The organism is Agrobacterium sp. MCAB5 (assembly GCF_052114365.1).
GTDB lineage: Bacteria > Pseudomonadota > Alphaproteobacteria > Rhizobiales > Rhizobiaceae > Agrobacterium > Agrobacterium tumefaciens.
In genome coordinates this window covers 37,955-57,213 of sequence record NZ_JBFREP010000019.1, presented here as the reverse complement: position 1 = coordinate 57,213, position 19,259 = coordinate 37,955, and the positions used below count along the sequence as shown (strand labels likewise).

17 protein-coding genes and 1 pseudogene are annotated in these 19,259 nt (G+C 58.1%); 2 read left to right on the top strand and 16 right to left on the bottom strand.

Going from position 1 to position 19,259, the window contains the following annotated elements; genetic code table 11:
- Positions 1-324: 324 nt before the first annotated feature.
- From AB4Z23_RS26305 to AB4Z23_RS26295, 3 genes and pseudogenes are all read right to left on the bottom strand, one after another.
- A complete protein-coding gene (locus AB4Z23_RS26305; protein WP_112402036.1) occupies positions 325-624 on the bottom strand; it encodes a hypothetical protein in 300 nt (99 codons plus the stop codon).
- Positions 625-1,031: 407 nt separating this feature from the next.
- Positions 1,032-2,123, bottom strand: a complete 1,092-nt coding sequence (locus tag AB4Z23_RS26300) for a rhodanese-like domain-containing protein (protein ID WP_441361047.1) — start codon at positions 2,121-2,123, stop codon at positions 1,032-1,034.
- Between the two features lie 41 nt (positions 2,124-2,164).
- A pseudogene (locus AB4Z23_RS26295) lies at positions 2,165-3,772 on the bottom strand (ABC transporter substrate-binding protein).
- 399 nt (positions 3,773-4,171) lie between these two features.
- Here AB4Z23_RS26295 and AB4Z23_RS26290 point away from each other — a divergent pair.
- Positions 4,172-5,014 (top strand): NADPH-dependent oxidoreductase, encoded by an 843-nt coding sequence (locus AB4Z23_RS26290; protein WP_112651823.1) that lies wholly within the window; start codon positions 4,172-4,174, stop codon positions 5,012-5,014.
- A 287-nt stretch (positions 5,015-5,301) separates the two neighbouring features.
- Here the strand turns inward: AB4Z23_RS26290 and AB4Z23_RS26285 are convergent, their stop codons facing one another.
- The 9 genes from AB4Z23_RS26285 to AB4Z23_RS26245 all read right to left on the bottom strand — a co-directional run bounded on the left by AB4Z23_RS26285 (position 5,302) and on the right by AB4Z23_RS26245 (position 13,595).
- A complete protein-coding gene (locus tag AB4Z23_RS26285; RefSeq protein ID WP_112651825.1) occupies positions 5,302-6,525 on the bottom strand; it encodes an amidohydrolase family protein in 1,224 nt (407 codons plus the stop codon).
- Between the two features lie 21 nt (positions 6,526-6,546).
- Positions 6,547-7,011: a GAF domain-containing protein gene (locus tag AB4Z23_RS26280; protein WP_003519305.1), complete on the bottom strand. Its 465-nt coding sequence runs from the start codon at positions 7,009-7,011 to the stop codon at positions 6,547-6,549.
- Positions 7,008-7,919 carry a branched-chain amino acid ABC transporter permease gene (locus tag AB4Z23_RS26275; protein ID WP_019567207.1) on the bottom strand — a complete coding sequence of 304 codons (912 nt, stop codon included), beginning with the start codon at positions 7,917-7,919 and terminating at the stop codon, positions 7,008-7,010. The genes AB4Z23_RS26280 and AB4Z23_RS26275 overlap by 4 nt, the downstream gene beginning before the upstream one ends.
- Positions 7,919-8,782, bottom strand: coding sequence for a branched-chain amino acid ABC transporter permease (locus AB4Z23_RS26270; protein ID WP_019567206.1), 864 nt, complete (start codon positions 8,780-8,782; stop codon positions 7,919-7,921). The genes AB4Z23_RS26275 and AB4Z23_RS26270 overlap by 1 nt, the downstream gene beginning before the upstream one ends.
- A 7-nt stretch (positions 8,783-8,789) precedes the next feature.
- Positions 8,790-9,995: an ABC transporter substrate-binding protein gene (locus AB4Z23_RS26265; protein WP_060641949.1), complete on the bottom strand. Its 1,206-nt coding sequence runs from the start codon at positions 9,993-9,995 to the stop codon at positions 8,790-8,792.
- Between the two features lie 45 nt (positions 9,996-10,040).
- A complete protein-coding gene (locus tag AB4Z23_RS26260) occupies positions 10,041-10,742 on the bottom strand; it encodes an ABC transporter ATP-binding protein (protein WP_081307479.1) in 702 nt (233 codons plus the stop codon).
- A gap of 2 nt (positions 10,743-10,744) precedes the next feature.
- The gene (locus AB4Z23_RS26255; RefSeq protein ID WP_025591729.1) at positions 10,745-11,509 is read right to left on the bottom strand and encodes an ABC transporter ATP-binding protein; all 765 of its coding nucleotides are present in this window, start codon (positions 11,507-11,509) and stop codon (positions 10,745-10,747) included.
- A complete protein-coding gene (locus AB4Z23_RS26250; RefSeq protein WP_060641948.1) occupies positions 11,506-12,165 on the bottom strand; it encodes a TetR/AcrR family transcriptional regulator in 660 nt (219 codons plus the stop codon). The genes AB4Z23_RS26255 and AB4Z23_RS26250 overlap by 4 nt, the downstream gene beginning before the upstream one ends.
- 524 nt (positions 12,166-12,689) lie before the next feature.
- Positions 12,690-13,595, bottom strand: coding sequence for a LysR family transcriptional regulator (locus AB4Z23_RS26245; protein WP_112651827.1), 906 nt, complete (start codon positions 13,593-13,595; stop codon positions 12,690-12,692).
- Positions 13,596-13,716: 121 nt separating this feature from the next.
- Between AB4Z23_RS26245 and AB4Z23_RS26240 the strand changes: the two genes are divergently transcribed.
- A complete protein-coding gene (locus tag AB4Z23_RS26240; protein WP_112651834.1) occupies positions 13,717-14,772 on the top strand; it encodes an aldo/keto reductase in 1,056 nt (351 codons plus the stop codon).
- Between the two features lie 100 nt (positions 14,773-14,872).
- On the opposite strand, the gene AB4Z23_RS26235 is transcribed toward AB4Z23_RS26240, so the two are convergent.
- The 4 genes from AB4Z23_RS26235 to AB4Z23_RS26220 form a co-directional block, all read right to left on the bottom strand.
- Positions 14,873-15,247 (bottom strand): VOC family protein, encoded by a 375-nt coding sequence (locus AB4Z23_RS26235; protein WP_112651836.1) that lies wholly within the window; start codon positions 15,245-15,247, stop codon positions 14,873-14,875.
- Between the two features lie 187 nt (positions 15,248-15,434).
- Positions 15,435-16,883: an FAD/NAD(P)-binding protein gene (locus AB4Z23_RS26230; RefSeq protein ID WP_112651838.1), complete on the bottom strand. Its 1,449-nt coding sequence runs from the start codon at positions 16,881-16,883 to the stop codon at positions 15,435-15,437.
- A 270-nt stretch (positions 16,884-17,153) separates the two neighbouring features.
- Entirely contained in the window at positions 17,154-18,401 is a 1,248-nt protein-coding gene (locus AB4Z23_RS26225; RefSeq protein WP_112651840.1) for an SfnB family sulfur acquisition oxidoreductase, read from the bottom strand.
- Between the two features lie 26 nt (positions 18,402-18,427).
- Entirely contained in the window at positions 18,428-19,204 is a 777-nt protein-coding gene (locus AB4Z23_RS26220; RefSeq protein ID WP_112651864.1) for an ABC transporter ATP-binding protein, read from the bottom strand.
- Positions 19,205-19,259: the final 55 nt, after the last annotated feature.

Here is a 19,259-nt window from a genome sequence, read left to right as displayed (position 1 = left end):
CCATGACTTTCGACAAAACCTCGATCCGCTGCAGATCGCGCTCGCTCATCGTAATCAATCCCATCTGCAATCTCCCAGACGTCAATCAGACCCGGGGAGTGTGACATTCCAACTTTGCAGAAACAGGACACTTTAACTTTGCGGCTACACACAGAAATTGCATAASATATATTATGGAACTTAATTTGTCGAAAAGGCGATGTTCTTTCAATCCTGACTGGACCTAAGCGATACGCGCAGGTGCAAACGGTGAGTGGTTCTATAAGGCGTCACCCTGGGGCATTCTCCCGATCCAGACCATCGAAGCGCTTTCAGGACGAGCAGTTATGAAAGGTTTTCTCCGTAAAAAAGCATCATTACAGTGAAGACGAGAACACCAAAGCCTGCCAGGCCGAATGCGCGAAAAGAGGGAGCTCGGTCTTTCTTAAGCAGCGCTGCCACAAAAGCGCACAGAGACCAGAGTGCTGTGAAAATTATCAATAACCAGGAATACACAAACGGACCAAGGTCGTAGCCTCCCCCGCCAATTGATGGTGCAGAACTTGTATCGACTTGAGCTGCTATCAGAACCGACACAGGGACAGCTAGCATCAGCAGCCAAATATAGAGCGACTTGTGTTTCATACGGTTTAAAATCGCCTTCTTYTGGAGGTCGATCCGCCAGTTCTGGCGTATATGTTTGACCCGGTGTGGCTCGTCAATATCGTGATAGTTGCTCTACTAGACTGCATGGCGAACGCCAAGGGAGCTTTCCATCCCCGGCAGGAACAACCCAATATCACATCCTTAACCGATCTCCTGAGACGACCGCATCCCCGAAGGGTCGAAGTGTTGGAAGCTCATCCGTTACTCCTAGCGCGCTATGGTTTGCTGGATGCTTGCAACATCGCGCTTCATGATTGGATCCGTCTGGAGACAGAAATACTGGGCAGCTTTATCGAGGCTGTTCGTCTGCCATAACCAGCGTGCCGGCTATCTTTCCGGCCTGGCGAATTCCTGTCTCAATAAACGTTGGCGAAAATCAAGTCGGCCTAAGCGGCTGCCGCTTCGACACCCTGTTCGAAGTCGTGCAGATGAAGAGCGATTTCGAAACCGCGACGTTGCAGCCAATGCGCCACGACCCTGGCGCGTGCGCCAAGCAGGTCGTCCACGAGAATGACCCGCGCTCCGCGCACGGCAATTGTGCGATAGGCAACACCAAGAAGCTGCCCGCCTTCCGACGAAATCGAACCTTGCAGATGGGACGCCGTGAACTCTTCCGGCGTTCGAACGTCGAGAAAATAAGTCGTTCGGGTCGTGTCACGCCGCCACGTTTCGGCTGTTGCCCGATCGATAAACAGCAGTTTGTCATTGTGGGAGAGTGTTTCCAGGCGCGCCCTTGCGGCATCTTTCGCGGCGTCACTGGCAAGCGCATAGATCCGTAAACGCCCCGTTTCCAGTTCAAACCCGTCATCTGTCCAGCCGCGCGTCCCATCGTGCAAATAGCTGACATTGTTTTCAACACCGGCGTCGATCAATGTCTGCGCCCCGAGGATAGCGCGCGGAAGGCCCGCGCAGGAAACGACAACCCTTGTGTCGGGTGATGGCACGAGGTCGGAAAACCGCAGCAGAAGTTCGGCACCGGGTACGCCGATGGCGCCCGGCACGTGCGCCCTTTCATATTCCGCTATTGTGCGGGTGTCGATGATGACAACATCCTTGCCGGCTTCCTGCCACGCCTTCAGTTCACGGGCGAAAACCACTGGCGTTTTCTTTTCACTTCTCACCTTTTGGGCGAAAGGAACGCCGGGAATATCGAATGTCGGCAGGGCGTCTAGGCCGCCCTCGTTCCACGCCGGGATTCCACCGCGGAGAAAATGAATATCGCTCCATCCTTTGGCGGCAAGCCGTTCCGCCGCCCGCTCGGCACTGCCCTCCCCGTCATCAACAAGAACCGTCCGCACGGCAGGGCGCGGAATGAAGCGGTCGATTTCGGCATCCAGCCTTTCACCCGGAAGGTTGGTCGCAAACAGCGGCGAAGCATACCCCACCTCCCCTGCGGAGCGAATGTCGAGAACGGCAAGTTCCTTGCCATCTCTCAGCCACTCGATGAGGCGGTATTTGGTTACAGCATGTACGGACATCGCATATCCTCCTGACAAATTCTGGTTTTTCACATCTGGTTTCAAGCTGTCGGATCGAGCCATAGGTCGCCGAAACTCCAGTTCAGCCCTTGCGCGCCGGTGACGTAGTTCCTGACGCGCCTGTGCGCCACGATCTGACTTCCCGCTGCAACAAGATCGACGGAGGCGACGTCGTCATGAATGAGATGCTGGAACCTGCTCCAGGTTACCCAGCGCTTCTTGGGATCCGGTTCGATGGCGGCCGCCTCAAGAAGCGCATCCGCCTCTGGATTGGCGTAGTTTGCCGCATTGGAAAAAGGCAGCCCGATCTTGAAATTCTTGCTCTAATAGGCACGCTGTATGCCGAGCGACGGGTCGAAGGTGTTGGAGAGGGATTCCACCACCAGATCGAAGGCACGGTCCGTGTAGACAGTTTTCAGATAGGTCGGCAGGTCGTATTTGCGGATTTCGACGGCAATCCCGATCTTTTCGAGCTGGCTGCGAAGAACATCGGCATAGCCCGGCGTCAGATACGAATTGTAGGTCAACCGCACGGGAAAACGCTTGCCGTCCTTCTTGCGCGGATATCCCGCCGCATCGAGTAACTTTTCCGCTTCTTTCGGGTCGTAGGCATATGCCTTGACCGAAGCATCATACCAGTTGGGAAGGGCCGTGCTGACGGGGCTGGGTGATATCTGCGCATAACCGAAGAGCGCCACATTGACGATTTCATCGAGGTTGATCGCCTTCGCAATGGCGAGACGCACATCTTTCTTGCGGAAGATTTCGTTATCGTAATTGAAGAACAACTGCTGCTGCGGACCCGCATAGGCATAGGTGTTCGTATCCAGAACGAGATCGGGGTTCTGCTTCAGCCGTTCGAGATCCGCCAGCGGCACGGGGTTGTCGCCAAGATCGACTTCACCCGTTTCCAGCGCCACGGCCCGTGCGGCCGGGTCGGTGATGATGCGAAGGATGATACGGTCGAGATAAGGTTTGCCCGGATCCCAATAATCGGGATTTCGATCGAAGATCAGATGGCTCCCCGGCGTCCATTCAGTCAGTTTGAAGGGGCCGGTGCCGACAGCGGTCTGAAGCGTCTGGCCATCGGCCGGCTTCAGCTTTTCGAAAATATGCTTCGGCACGATAGGCGATTCCGAACTCGATTGCGCAGCAATCAGAAACGGTGCCGGTTTGGACAGAACGATAATGGCAGTGAGGGGATCCGGCGTCTCCACCGCCTGAACGTTCTGGTACGTGATGCGGCCTCGCGGATGCGCCTCCTTGAGGCGGAAAATCGAAAAGGCAACGTCTTCCGATGTAAAATCTTTGCCGTCATGCCATTTCACGTTGGGCCTGAGTTTGAACGTATAGCGCAGATGATCGTCGGAAACGGACCATTCCGTTGCCAACAACGGCTGCGGATTGAGGTCGAAATCGAATGTCAGAAGACCTTCAACGATCTTCGGGCCGATCGCCTGCCCCGTGCCTGACGATGTGTTGATGGCGAAAAGTGCGTTGCCGGGATCGACACGATAGAGCAGCTTAAGCGTGCCGCCGGAGACGGGCCGGCTCGCATCGCCACTTGCGGCGAATACCGAACCCGGCAGGGCCGTTCCTGCCGTTGCCAGAAGAAGCATTTTGTTGAACTGGCGGCGTCCTATCGTCATGAAAATCCCCGTTTGAAAACGTCGTTTCGATGAGGAAAGCATCAGGGCAAAGCAGCGCATTACTAAGAAGAAAATTCTTCCTGTCGCCCAAAGAAATCGTTACTTGCGGAATTTTATTCCGATACATAGGGAACGGGGCACCAAAACTTGCGCTGGATTACGGCATTGATCTGGATCTTCGTTGCGTCTCTGGAACCCATGGTGAAATGCGAATAAATCTTGCCGACGGTCGTTTCAGACCTCCTGCGGAAATGTTGTTTCATTGAAAAATCGCAAATGAGAAGGACATTGCTCGGCAGATACCTTGGCGAGGCATATCAAATGGCGGGTATTTCGCAGCTCTTCTAATCCGCACCTCAAGCCCATCCTCCCGCGCCCAACTTTATGGAGTTTCACCCGATGACCCTGTCCAGACCGATCACCAAACCGGAAATCCCACAGCAGCGCGTCGAGGCTCGTTACGGAACGCAGGCCGATTTTTCTCCGCCTTTCTGGAATGATACGATCGACGCCTTGCTGAACCACCGTACCGCTCGCGCCTATTTGCCGAAGGCTCTGCCGGAGGGCAGCCTGGAACTTCTGGTCGCAGCCGCGCAATCTGCCCCGACATCATCCAATCTTCAGGCGTGGAGTGTGGTGGCGGTGCAGGACAAGGAGCGCAAGGCACGACTGGCGGGTTTCACGGGCGGCAACGCCCATATTAAGGATGCACCTGTTTTCCTCGTCTGGCTAATAGACCTCAAGCGGCTGCGAACGGTCGCTTCAAACCATGGCAACAACGCAGAAGGGCTGGATTACCTGGAAAGCTTCCTAATCGGTGCCATCGATGCGGCACTGGCTGCGCAGAACGCTGTTGCCGCTATCGATTCACTCGGTCTTGGTTCCTGCTACGTTGGCGGTATTCGCAACAGACCGGAAGACGTATCCCGCGAACTGAACCTGCCCGCCGAGACGGTTGCCGTCTTTGGCCTTACTGTGGGCTATCCCGACCCGAACGTGAAGACTGACGTCAAACCGCGCCTGCCACAATCTTCCATCCTGTTTCATGAAACCTATTCGGAGGCCGCACGGGATGATCTCGATTCCTATGACGCGGTGCTTAAGACGTTTCAGGAAAAACAGGGCCTGCCACAAAATGGCTGGACAGCGCCCATTGCACAGCGCGTCAAGGACACCGATGCCCTGAAGGGTCGCGCGGAACTGAGCCAGACATTGCGTCGCCTGGGGTTCGGTATCAAATAATGTCCGACGAGATTGCTTCCGACTGGGTGTCGCCCCCACGATCCCTTGTTAGCCGTCGCGGTCGAAGACGCGGCCTGCCGATTTTTGCGCGTGTCTTAGGTGCGGTCATAGTTCTGGACGACGAAGCCAGCGCGCATTTCGCAGCGGCAATCGCGAGCCGAGCTCGCAAGCGCTCGGCTGAATGACGCGAAGCCCTCGCGGCTTATCGGGCGCGCAAGACCCCGGACTGTTAGACGCCCGGCCTTGGTCGGGCGTACAGAATGTCAGCTGAAGTCGGCAACAGGCAATCAGCGCTTGATGAAGACACCAGCCTTCATGATCATTGGCATATATGCGCCCTGATGGGTCAGCAATGTGAGATCCTCGAGAGGGTTGCCGTCGACCACAATCAGGTCGGCATAAGCCCCCGGCGAAACTGCGCCGATTTTGCCTTCCATGCGCAACAGGCGGGCTGCGATATGCGTTGCCGATGCGATAACCTCTACTGCTGGCAGGACACGCCCGCGAATAACGAATTCTTCCGACTGATAAACATGCATGCCGCCAAGCAGATCGCTGCCATAGGCCATTTGCAGCCCGGCCTCACGCATGATGGTCAGCGATTCCATGCCTGCCAGACGCACGTCATCTACCTTTGCGATGGAGGCGGCAGGCAGCCCCATGGCGGCGCCTTCGCTGGACAATTTGTCATAGGTAACAAGCGTCGGGACGGCGAAAGCACCTTTTTCGGCGGCGAATTTTGCCGTTTCGCTGCCGATGAGGTTGCAATGTTCGAGCGAGTGAACACCGCATTCCACCGCGCGGCGAATGGCCTGGTCAGTATAGAGATGTGCCGAAACATAGGTTCCGGCATTTTCAGCTTCCTCAACCACGGCAAGTATTTCTTCGCGGGAAAAACCGAGGAAATGAATGGGATCCGTGGGCGAAGATACGCCGCCATTGGCCATGATCTTGATGAAGTTCGCGCCACTCTTCAGTTCTTCGCGCGCCGCTTTTCGCACGTCCGGCACGCCGTCACAGATGCGGCCCAACGCACCGAGCGCAAAGCCGCGTGTGCGCGTCTGGTCGTCATTATAAGGACCGCGATAATCACAGTGGCCGCCCGTCTGGGCCAGCGCCTTGCCGGAAATGTTCAGGCGTGGTGTGGGCCATGCGGCCTCAAGGGTTGCGGCCACGAGACCGGAGGTTGCACCGCCAACATCGCGAACGGTAGTAAACCCTCGCGCCAGCATCTCGCCCATGATTTTGAAGGCGCGCACCGTCACCACCGCATCTGGCAGCATGCCATTCTGGCCGAGATCGGCGGTTGAGGCAACGACGTGAACGTGAGCATCGATCAGGCCTGGCATCAGCGTCTTGCCGGAAAGGTCGATGCGCTGCGCCGAGGCAGAGGCAATGTTCTTTTCCACCTCGCGGATGGAACCGCCCTCAACCAGAACCTGAACGGGTTCGGACGGGCGGTCGGCGGTGCCATCGACGATGCGGGCATTTTCGAAAATAATAGCAGTCATAGGTTCATTCCTGGGAAAGTATCAGCGACGACGCGCTTCCAGATAGGCGGGGATGAGAAGCGGCGCCACGGCCTGCGCCTGGCGCAGATGCTCCTGCGTGTAAGCGCCGCTTTTGTCGAGCAGGTTCATGGTGCCGATTGTCTCGCCATCGTAAACGACGGGAATATTGATGACCGCGCCAAGTCCGAGGCTGAAAATCAGGTCGTGATCGTAAAAGGCCCAGATGATGGCTTCTCTGTCGGGACCCAGAAATGCCTCCTGGCGATCTATTACCTTTTCACCCCAAGGCGTTGGCCCCATCTGTTTGCGGCCGAAGACGGGGTAAGCCTCTTCGTTGGTCGAATAAACACGGGCGACCTCCTGACCGTCCCGGTAGAGGAGAGTGAAGAGGCCGAAGCCGATGGTTTCCGAGAGGTGTTTTTCCAGCGCCCTATACAGCGTTTGCGGCTGTCCGGGGCTTGAAAGAGCCGCGAGAAGGTCGGTCAAGGTGATGTCTCCGTTTTGGGTGCGGGGGCGATACGTTCGGGCAAAAGACCCTGCGGGCGAAGATGCAGCACGCCCAGAAGCGCCAGTCCAACGAGAATTTCGCGCACGGCGGCGACTTGTCCAGGCTGGAGGCCGGGAAAGATTTCTCCAAGGAAGCGTGTCGCCTCAAGGAAGAATACGACGAGGTAAGCGCCGGCCAGCGCGCCGAGCGGCCGGCCGACACCGCCTGCGGTGACAGCCAGAAAGATGTAAATGGTAATCAGCGGCTGGAAGTGGTCGGGCGAGATATAAGTCTGGAAATGTCCGTAGAGTGCGCCCGCAAGTCCGGCGATCGCCGCGGAAAGCGCGAAGGTCTGGATCTTGAAGCGGGTCACATATTTGCCCGCGAATGTCGCCAGTTCCTGGTCCTCGCGGATAGCTTTGAGAACACGCCCGAAGGGCGATCCATCGATGCGTCGCATGGCGAAGAAGACGATGAGAACGATGACGCTGACGAGCGCGAGATAGAACAGGTTGAAACCGTCTATGCCGAGTTCGGCCCGGAAGGGTGCCGGAATGCCGGAAATGCCGTCGGAACCGCGGGTAAGCCAGCGTTCGTTCAGCGCGACCATGCGCACCACTTCCGCAAAGCCGAGCGTGACGATGGCGAGATAGTCGCCGCGCAGGCGAATGGTTGCAAAGGTGGCGATGACGCCTGCCAGCGCGCCGATGACGCAGGCGAGCAGCATTGCCAGCGGTAGCGGAACCCCCGCTATCGCCACCAGTGCCGAAACATAAGCACCCACGGCGAAAAAGCCGGCAAGCCCCAGATTGACCATGCCCACGCCACCCCAGATGAGATTGAGGCTGAGCGCCAGCAGACCGTAAATGCCGCCCAGCGTGAGCGTGAAAAGCAGATATGACAGCATCAGGTGTTCCTTTCACCCAGTATTCCCGCAGGCCGCAGCGACAGGATAAGCAGGATTGTCGCGAAACCGACGGCGGAACGATAGGTGGCGGGCAGCACGAGAACGGCCAGTTCCTCGCCGATGCCGATCATCACCGCGCCGACGACGGCGCCGGGGATCGAGCCGAGCCCGCCCAGCACGGCGGCGGCGAAGATGGACAAGAGCAGGCGCGAGCCGGTCATCGGATCGATGGCCGTATCGAGGCCGAGCAGCACACCGCCAACGCCCGCCAGCCCTGCACCGAGAGCAACGGTGATCATGGCGATGCGCGAGGGATCCATGCCCAGCAATCTGCCGAGATCGGGATTATCTGCCACTGCCCGCATGGCTTTGCCGAAGCGTGTGAACCGCAGGAAGAGAAACACCGCCGCCATGATGGCAATGGCGATCGCCGCCGTCTGCAGCTGCTGCGGGCCGAGGCGCAGGCCGGAAAAACGCCAGTCGCGTGCGACAGGCAGATCGAAGCCCTGAAGATCATTGCCGAAAATGAAGCGGATGACATTTTCGAGAATGAGATTGACGGCAATAGAGGCGATGGCCACGGCCAGGGCGCCCGATGGCCGAAGCCTTGCGAGCGCCGTCTGCTCTGCCACAAGACCGACGATCCCGCCCGCCACGAAGGCGACGAGCGCCGATGGAAACACACCAAGCCCCAGCCTGGTATTGACATACCAGGCTGCAAAGGCGCCAACCGTGGCATAGGCCCCTATGGCAAAGTTGACATAACGCAGCACGGCAAAGATCGCCGTGAGGCCAAGGGCGGGAATAGCGATGAGCATTCCCGTCATCATCCCGTTGAGTATTGCCTGAGCGAGGGTTGTCATCAATGCCTCACGCGATTTTCAGCAGCTTGAGCTTGCCGTCTTCCACCTGTTCGTAGCGGAACTGGCTGTCGGAAATGTCACCGGTGTCGGTAAAGTCACAGGGGCCGGAGGCGCCCTCGTAATTGACGGCCTTGCCGGCGGCGATCAGCTTTAGGCCATCGAGCGCGTTATCCACGACTTCGCCGTCCTTGCCCTGGGAGACCGAGCGGATGGCGTCGCGAATGGATTTTCCATCCGCTGCGCCAGCCTTTGCCATCGCCATGATGACGAGATTGGTCTGGTCATAGACCTGCGTTGTGTAGGGATCGGGATTTTCGACGCCGATCAGCGACACAAGCCGCTTGTAAGCGGTGGACGACTGCGCGGGTGAAGGCGCAATTGTGTAGATGCCTTCCACTATTTCCGCCGGGACACTGTCGATCAGCTTCTGGTTCACCGAATAGGCGAAGGCGATTTTTTTGCCTTCGTAGCCGGAGCGGTAGATGTCCTTCAGCAGAACGGTTGTATCGGCTGCGTAACCGCCAAGCACGATGACGTCAGGCTCATAGGCGAGCATCTCGTCGACCTCACTGCGATAGGAGGGCTTCTTGTCGTCATAGATCATCGATTTGGTTTCACCGCCCGCTGCTGTCACGGCGGCGGTTATGTTGGTAAACTGGCTTTCGGCAAACGGCGTCTGTGGCGAGAAGAAGAATAGCTTCTTCACGCCCTGTTCGACGGCGAATTCGCCGAATTTGCGGCCCTGAAGAATGGTCGTCGGCTGGGTGCGGATGATGTAACCTTGGTGCGGCAGCGCGGTGATGGCGTCGGCACCCGATACGGTGGCAAGCAATGTACCGGATTCCCAGCAGATCGGCGCAACGGCTGTGGTGACGGAGGATGCCCATGTGCCGAGGATCGCCGAAACCTTGTCGACATCCACCAGTTTGCGGGCGGCGCGCACCCCCGCCTCGGGGTTGGTCTGGTCGTCTTCGGAAATGATTTCGATCTGACGACCGAGGACACCGCCTGCATTGTTGACCTCGGCGGCAACAGCCTGGATGGCCTTGACCATGACCGGGCCGTATGGACCGCCGGAACCGGTCAACGGCGTCAGCGCGCCAAGCCGGATCGGGCCTGTCTGCGCCAGAACGCCCTGCGGCAACAGGCCGGTTGCGGCCAGACCAGCGACGCTGCCCATGAAACCACGACGATTGATTTTAAAGCTGCTCATGCGTTGTTCCCTTTTTTTTAATAATGAATGTCAGGCAATTCGATGTCAGCCACCCAGAAACAGGCGACGGATTTCGGGGTCGGCGGCGAGTTCCGGGCCGCCGCCGGTGGCGGCGTTGCGACCGGTGACGATGACGTAGCCGCGTGTGGATATTTCGAGCGCCTCAAGAGCGTGCTGCTCGACCATCAGCACGGGCAGCCCGGACTGGTTCAGTTCGATGATAGCCTCAAACAGCTCTTCAGCCGCCTTCGGGGAAAGCCCGGCCGTCGGCTCGTCCAGCAGCAAAAGCTTCGGCTCGGTCATCAGGCCCATTCCCATTGCCAGCAATTGCCGCTGGCCACCGGACAGTGTACGCGCAAGCGCTTTGCGCTTGTCAGCAAGGATGGGATAACGACCATAGACGCTCTCGCGCCTTTGCGACATGCCGGAAGGATTACCGAAGCTGGCGATCTCGAGATTTTCCGCCACCGACATGGTACCAAAAACGTTTTTTTCCTGCATCACAAAGGCGAGGCCGGCTTTCGATCTGCCCAACGCATCTTTTCTGGTCAAATCCGCGCCATTCATCACCACGCTGCCGCCTTTCAGCGGAACCAGCCCGGCGATCGCCTTTAGCAGGGTTGATTTCCCCGCGCCGTTGGGGCCGATGATTGTAACGATCTCGCCCGCATGCACCTCGACCGAAGCGCCTTTGAGAATTTCCTCGGCGGCCCCGTAACCGGCCACCAGGCCTTCTGCCTTCAACATCGTCAATGCCTTCCGCCCAGATATGCTTCCTGAACCCGCTCGTCGGCGACGACGGTATCGAAACTGCCCTCGGTCAATTTGCGCCCTTCCGCCATGACGATGACCGGGTCGCAAAGGCTGCCAATCAGCTTCATGTCATGTTCGATGAGGCAGATTGTGACACCCTCGGCATTGAGGCTGCGCAAGTGATCGGCAATCTCCGCCGTCAACGTCGGGTTGACGCCCGCCATCGGCTCGTCAAGCAGCACGAGCCGGGGCTTCGCCATCAGCGCACGGCCTATTTCCACCAGTTTTTTTTGCCCGCCCGAAAGGGCAGTGACCGGATTGTCCAGAACGTGGGTGAGGCGCAACCGGCGGGCAATCGAGATGGCTTCCTCGGCAAGCTGCTCTTCGCGCCGCTTGCCGGCCGCGCTGCCGGTGATGCTGGCAAACAGGCCTTCGCCCGGATGATCCTGACCATAAAGCATCAGGTGCTGGAAAACGCTGAGTTTGGGAAAACCACGGGCAAGCTGAAAAGTGCGCACCAGGCCCGTCGACACTCTTTCCTGCGGGCTGAGGCGGGTTATGTCGACGCCCGCAAAGGTCACGGAGCCGCTGTCAGGCATGTAGAGACCGGAAATGCAATTAAAAAACGTCGATTTCCCGGCACCATTCGGCCCGATCAGCCCGGTAATCGACCCGTCGATCACCTCGATGTCGACGCCGTTCAGAACCCGCACTCCGTAAAAAGCGCGCTCGAGATTTTTTACCTGAAGAAGAGGCTTCATGGCTGGCGCTCCGCATCATCGGCAAGCGTTGCAAAATAAGCCCTCACCTGTTGTTTCCAGAACGTCAGAAGGTTTTCGTAATAGGTCGGGTCCGCCGGTCGCAGCACCGTCTGGGCAATCATGCCGCGGATCAGGCACATGGTTGCGTTCATGACGATGCGCACGCTGGCCGGATCGACGTTGCGATAAGTCGCAAGCGCCGTCCAGATATCGTCCAGCCTGTCATGGAACTCCTGCACGACCGGAATGAGTCCGTTGCGAAAACCGGTATTGTGGCGCGCTTCCGGAAGGTATTCGAGCGTGACATAGAACAGTCGGTCGAACATCGTCTTCCAGAGATAATCGACGATCTCGTCGGTCGAGCCGCTGCCGGATCCGAACGCCTCAGCAAAGTCTGCCAGCCGCCGATTGACGCTGGTCAGGTCATCGGCAACAGCGCCGATGACAAGGTCTTCCTTGCTGCTAAAATGATGGGTTAGCGCGCCGCGAGACACACCCGCCCTGCGGGCAATTTCGGGAGTGGACGTCTTGTTGAAACCCGTTTTGTACAGGAGATTAATCGTCGCATCGAAAATGGCCTTGCGCGTATCCTCAGACCGCTCACTTTGCGTGCGCTTACGCCGAGCCGGCTGCTGCAGCTCCTTCCCAGTTACCATCAGTTCCCTCGTGTCGTTCCGACTACTTTTTGTGCATTTGTTTTTACTGCCGCATTCCGGGCATAACTCAAATCTGCACTAAACTTACAAACAATCAAGCCTGTTTTTAAAGTGCGCAATTTCTTATTTGAAGGCATTGGGAATTGGCGACAGATCGTCGGGTTCTGGTGGGGCTGAAATCCGCGTAGCGTCAGCGTCAGTCCGTTTTGACGCCGCAACACAGACTGCCTCGTTGGCAGGGACGAGGCGGTCTATTTTACGCAGGATCGCAAGGAGTTATATCTTGTCACGACTGCGCGTTTACATGAAAAGACCTTCGGCTTTTGCCGCATAAGGGAGCGGGACGGCCAGGATTTTTCCTTTGGATTTGACGCGCTTTAGATCTGATTTTTTGCGCTCCACGAGCAGATCAAGTTCATTTTAGCTCAATGGCGCGGGACAAACATGCCGGTGCTTGAAACCTAACGCGAGACGTCGACTCGAGTTCGGGCGAGGGTATCCTCCCCGATAGGCGGGTTTCTCTGCTATGTAACTTTGCCTTGTTTGGCCAGGAAATCAAGAAGAGCGCGCACTCTGGAAGGCAGCGGGCCCCCCTGCCCGATATGAATGGCATGAAACTCCTCCCGGTCCCCAGGATTATACTCGTCGAGCACCGGCACCAGTCGGCCGGCCCTCAAATCATCGCGTATCGTGAAGTTGGCGAGGCGGGCAATTCCATTTCCAGCGAGTACCAGTTGGCGCAGTGCCTCACCGTCATTGGCCTGGACACGGGCGACGACTGGGGCAAAAATCGTCGCGCCTGCCGATATTAACGGCCAGCCATCCATCGAGCGGGTGTAACCAAGGCCCAGCCTGTCATGCCTTTCAAGCTCCTCGATAGTCCGGGGCAGGCCACGCCGGTCGACATAGCAGGGAGCAGCGACGATCGTCATTGCAGTATCGCCAAGCCTACGCGCGACGAGGCTCGAACTTTTAAGCGGGCCTGCTCGAACAGCAACGTCCATTCGCTCCTCAAGCAGATCGACGACAAGGTCGCTTTGTACGATATCGACGGTAATCGCAGGATATCGCTCCAGGAATTCCGGGAGTATGCCGGCGAGGACATGGGTGGCATAGGAGGCGCTGGTACTCAGGCGGAGGCGGCCACTGGGCACCTCACCCGCACTGGCGATCCGCTCGGCATCTTCGATGTCTGCCAGGATACGCGTGGCGCGCTCGAAAAAGACGCAGCCTTCCGAAGTCAACTTGAACACGCGCGTCGAGCGATTGATGAGACGGGTACCCAGCCGCGCCTCCAGTCTCGCGACCAGTTTGCTCACCGCCGACGGCGTCATTCCGACGCTGCGAGCAGCTGACGAGAAGCCACCGCGCTCGACAACCTGCACGAAGACTTCCATTTCTCCGGATCGATTGACTTCCGCTCGAGCCATCTGGTCCCTGATTTCACAAATGTTGTTCCCGCCCGCAATCTATATCACGAAAGCCGGATCTCCTATCTCTTCCCCATCAGGTGGCGCAAGTCGCTTCCATTTCTCAAGAAAGGAAGACCAGATGGAATATCGTTCTCTTGGCCGATCAGGCCTCAAAGTCTCGGTCCTGAGCTTTGGTGCAGGCACGTTTGGAGGGGCAGGTCCCCTTTTCAGTGCGTGGGGCACGACCGATGTCACCGAGGCAAGGCGACTTATCGATATCTGCGTTGAAGCAGGCGTTAATCTGTTCGATACCGCAGATGTCTACTCGAACGGTGCATCGGAGGAGGTGCTGGGTGCAGCGCTGGAAGGTCGTCGCGAGACCGTGCTGATATCGACGAAGACCAGCCTTCCTATGGGAGAAGGGCCGAACGATGCGGGTTCCTCCAGGTTTCGCTTGATCAGATCGGTCGAAGACGCACTACGCCGGCTTCGGACGGACTATATAGACATCCTGCAACTTCATGCCTACGACGCCCGGACACCCGTCGAAGAAGTCTTGTCGACCCTTGATATGCTCGTTCGGGCGGGAAAGGTCCGCTACGTCGGCATTTCGAACTTTTCGGGATGGGAAATCATGAAGTCGCTGGCGGTTGCCGACGCGTACGGATGGCCTCGCTACATTGCCAATCAGGTTTACTATTCCCTTCTCGGCCGAGACTACGAGTGGGATCTGATGCCACTGGGTATGGATCAAGGCCTTGGAGCACTCGTCTGGAGTCCGCTTGGCTGGGGGCGGCTGACGGGAAAGATCAGGCGCGGCGCTCCCCTGCCGGAGAGCAGTCGTCTTCACGAAACCGCAAGCTTTGGTCCTCCGGTCGATGAGGAGCATCTCTACCGCGTCGTTGATGCCCTTGAAGACGTTGCAAGACAGGTCGACAAAACAGTTGCGCAAGTGGCGCTCAACTGGCTTACAGGCCGGCCCACGGTGTCTTCCATTATCATGGGAGCGCGAAACGAAGAGCAGCTCCGGCAGAACCTCGGAGCGGTTGGTTGGCATCTCACCGATGATCAGATTGCTCTCCTGGACAATGCGAGCGTCTTGACGCCGCCATATCCGCATTTCCCCTATCATCGTCAGGAGGGCTTTGCCCGTCTTAATCCGCCGATGGTAGGTTCCAAGATGCGTGGATGTTGAGCGTAATGTTGCGATTAATGTGGTGGATCCGGCTGCAAAAGTTATGCAGAAAGACCAACCCACAACAGCTGTGAGAATACCAGCAGCTATTGGCGCTGCGTTACTTTGTCGGCTGAGACCGTGCGCTCAGTTTATGTCCGTCCGGATCACGAAGATAAGCGACGAAGGCCCCGTTCGGGCGCTCATTCGGCGGGCTCTCGATCGATGTGCCGCCGTGCATAACACCGGCGTCGTGCCACGCCACAACATGCTCGCGGCTCAGGGCGGCGATTCCGATTGTCCCGCCATTGGCAACGGTCGCCGCCTTGCCGTCGATCGGTTTCGTGATCATCAGCCGTCCGCCTTCGTGGACATAAATCAGTCTGCCTCTCGCATCCATCTCGCCGGGCCTGCCGCCCAATGCAGCGAACGTGGCGTCGTAGAAGTTCCTTGACCGCTCCAGATCATTACTTCCGATCATGATGTGCGTGAACATGGTCTCATCTCCCGTAAGGCAGCGCGCTGGCAGCAGGGGGCGAGCTCCCCCTGAGCCAGGAGCTCGTTTGTATGCTTTCACCGTATACCGTCCCGAGGGCCTCGCAAAGCGTGGCGAATTTGATGGAATTATCGTCCCAAGGCTTTCTCAAAGAGTGGAAGAAATGTATTCAAGAAACAGCGGGCCGTCAGCCTTCCACCGCCTGGCCCGTGCGATGCGAAATCCCACATTCATCGATCAGGTCGCGAACACGCTGCGCGACGAAGATTGCATGCTCGGTAACCTGCGGCAGCCCCATCAGTTCTCCGAAAGTGCCGCGTGCAAGCGGCCCGGCAATAAACAGTGAAGTCGTGCTCTCGCCTGAAGCCGATACGGGATTAGACTTGGCATCAACCAAGATGCCAAGCCCGGTCGGGCAGGGTTGCAACAGGCCCGCCTGCTCAAGGTCTCGAAGCATGGCTTGGCTTTGAAGAATGCCGCCATGCGCCGGGCCCGTGGTGACGACGATCGCATCGACGTCAAGCGTTTCGAGAGACTTGGCGCGCTGGGGTCGCAACGTCACCCTGTAGCCGGCGTCTATCCGTGTCACGGAAGAAAGCGAGGCAGCCCGGACATCCATTTGGCCGCTCGCGATCGCCTGCTCCACAGCAGCCTCGACTTGCGGCGCGATGCGAAAGCGATGCACATCCCAGACCGGCCGCAAGTGTCGGGCAACGCGCCGTCTCTCAATGACAGGCAGATTTCCCCATATGTCCCTCCCCTGCGCCCTCAGCGCATCCACGACGCTATGCCATGTCATTCCCCGTTCCTCTGCTTCTCGCAGCGTTTGGCGAACCTTATGGAGCAACTTGCTTGCAGAGGTGAACGGTTCAGACAGGAAATCGCCGAAAGGCTCCTGCCCGACGGGGCCGTGGCCGCGAGACCGCAAGCCTCTGCGAGAGAAAGATGTTATCTGGCCGACATGGCCCCGTCTCTTGAGCGAGGCAACTACATCGGCGGAGGTCAAGCCATTTCCGACGATGAGAACACGATCTCCAGTCTCGACGGCGTCGATCGCATTGGTCACGGTGACATCCGCAATCAGCTTGGGATCATCTTTGAAGGGCTGAAGCACCCGAGGCAAAGAAGGTGGTGGATGGCTGACGGCCAGCACGACTATATCCGCAATGAGCGCTGTACCGTCAGACCCCGCAATCTCATAGCGGTTTCCTTTTCGTGACACCGAGATCGCTTTGGTCCGCCAGTGTCTGATACGGCCGTCATCCAAAAACGGTTGAATCCGTGCCGAGACGTATTCGCCGAAGACAGACCGCTTGGGATAAGGCAAGCCATCGTGTCCTATGAGCTCGGCATCGTCACGGGTCGAAATACCGCCAACATAACGCTCGAAATCATCGGGAATATCCGGAAACAACGTCATTCTTGCAGCGGGAACGTTGACCCGATGCGCCGGATCGGTTGCGCTATAGGCCAAGCCACGGCCCAACTCCGATCGAGGTTCGATGACGACAACGGATGTATCAGTCGGGTATCCGTTACCCGCTACCAGATGCATTGCCATTGCCGCGCCGGTGAAGCCACCGCCGACAACTGCCACGGTCAGGCGGGCAGAAGCTATGGGAACAAGAGAATTCATTGCCTCTACGTTCTCCCCAAGGAGATCTGTGCCCTGCACGATTGGAAGGCCCTAAAAAGCGTTTTCCGCTTCCTGCGCATAAGGCTCGTCGTCACCACTATTCTATGTTCCCGAGGTTTCCGGCAAAGCTCCTCGTTACGCGGCGCTTGATTGGAAACGCGCTTGAGGGGCACCGTCTCATCACGTCACTATATCTCATTACTGCTGGCGGATGTAGCAAGATCAATTGCCAACCGGGGCGCCTTGCGCGCCCCGGGCTCCAGAGTTTACTCAGCTCCAGGCGTGAAGTGGCGGCTTCTCGCCATTGAGGAAATACTTGCCGAGGATGGAATATTTCCACCGGACCGGATCGTGCAGCGTGTGGGTACGGGCATTGCGCCAATGGCGATCGAGGTGATGCTCTGCAAGCGTGGAGCGGGTGCCTGCAAGTTCGAACAGCTTGTTGGTCGCCGCAATGGCTATCTCTGTCGAGAGAATTTTCGCCTCGGCCGTCACGATCTGTGCTTCGGCGACCGTGTCAGCATTCGGGCTCTGGATGGCGCGATCGATGGCATAACCGGCTTTTTCAAGCAGCGCCTGGGCCGCATGCAGTCGCAGCGTCAGATCGCCGACAGCCTGGATCGTGTAGGGGTCATCCCAGGCATGATCTACGCCGCTATCCACCCATGCGCGGCTCTTGGTGCGCACGAAGGAGATGGTTTCATCGATTGCCGCCTGCGCTATACCCGTATCCACCGCGACCTGGATAATCTGGAAAATCGCACCATCCGCAGTGGGTTCCGCATAACCCTTGTAGCCGGGAACCAGATGGGTTTTCGGCACCTTGACGTTATTCAGGATGACAGTGCCTGAGAGCGTCGTGCGCTGTCCGAAGGATGACCAGTCGTCGATGACGGTCAATCCGGGCGCGTCTCGCTCGGCAATTGCATACCAGGCGCGGCCTTCATCATCGAGCGCAACGATGGGCACGAGATGGGCGAGAAGTGCGCCGGAGGAGTAGAATTTCTGGCCGTTGACGATCACATGGTCGCCCGCATCGACGAACTTCGTTTCGAAGTCCGCCGCCCGCTTGGAACCGAATTCGGAGAAGGCATTGCCGAAGCGTGTGCCGCGCAGCACTTCTGCGAAAAGCAGCGTCTGCTGAGCCTCATCAGACACCGTCCGGATCGCGGCAACGACGCCGAGATGGTTCTGCGCGATCTGGCCAATCGAGGAATCGGCCGCGGAGACGATCTCGATCACCTTGGCGAGCGTCGCATAGGAGACTTCAGGACCGCCGAACTTCTTCGGCACGTTAATCGACCAGAGCCCGCTTTGCGAGAAGGCATCGAGTTCCTTTACCGGCCAGATGCGATCGCGATCGCGAATGGCTGCGCCGGGGGCAATTTCGGCGGCGAGTTTCTTCGCGACTTCGATCGCTTCGGCATCGCTCTTGATGATGTGTGCCGGCTCACTCGGCCGCGGCACGGCGGGAACGCCTTGAGCCGCATCTTTCGTCTTCACGTTGGAAATGGTCATGCCATGTCTCCTCTTTCCTTTGATTTTCAGTGAATATGCGTGACGAGCGCGGCTGGCTTCTGGCCCAGATAGAAGGCTTTCACGTCATCGCGCGCCTTGAGTTCGGCGGCCGTGCCTGACAGCACGCTCACGCCGTTTTCCAGAATGATGGCCCGGTCGGCATAGGTCAGCGCGACTGCAGAGTTTTGTTCAGCGACCAGGATCGAAAGCCCTTCTTCGCGATTAAGGCGCTTCAGCGTGCGGAAAATATCCTGCACGATGAGAGGCGCCAGCCCCATTGACGGTTCGTCGAGGACAAGCAGCCGCGGCCGCGACATCAGTGCCCGGCCGATGGCCGTCATCTGCTGCTCGCCGCCCGAAGTGAGGCCGGAAAGCACCCGGCGCTTTTCCTTAAGTCTCGGGAAATGCGTATAAATTTTCTCAAGGTCGGTCGCGATTTCAGTGCGCGTGGCGGATCGGCCAAGGCCCCCGGAGACCAGGTTTTCCTCGACCGTCAGTGTCTTGAAGCAATGGCGACCTTCGAGCACCTGCACAAGACCGAGACGGACAAGGCTTGCCGGGGTTTCGCGCGTGACATCACGACCGTCAAACAGGACATGACCGGCGAGCACCTGCCCCCGTTCGGCCGGAAGGAGGTTGGAAACCGCCTTAAGCGTCGTCGTCTTGCCAGCGCCGTTCGCACCGAGAACGGCAAGGATTTCCCCCCGTCCGAGCGAAAAAGTGACCCCATGCAATGCGGTGATGGCATGATTGTAGGTTGCGTGGAGCCCCTCCACGGCAAGCAGCCTGTTCCCATCGGTCATCACGATCTCCTTGGCGCTTTTCGGGATATTGTGGCCGGACACGGGGATCCCCTTG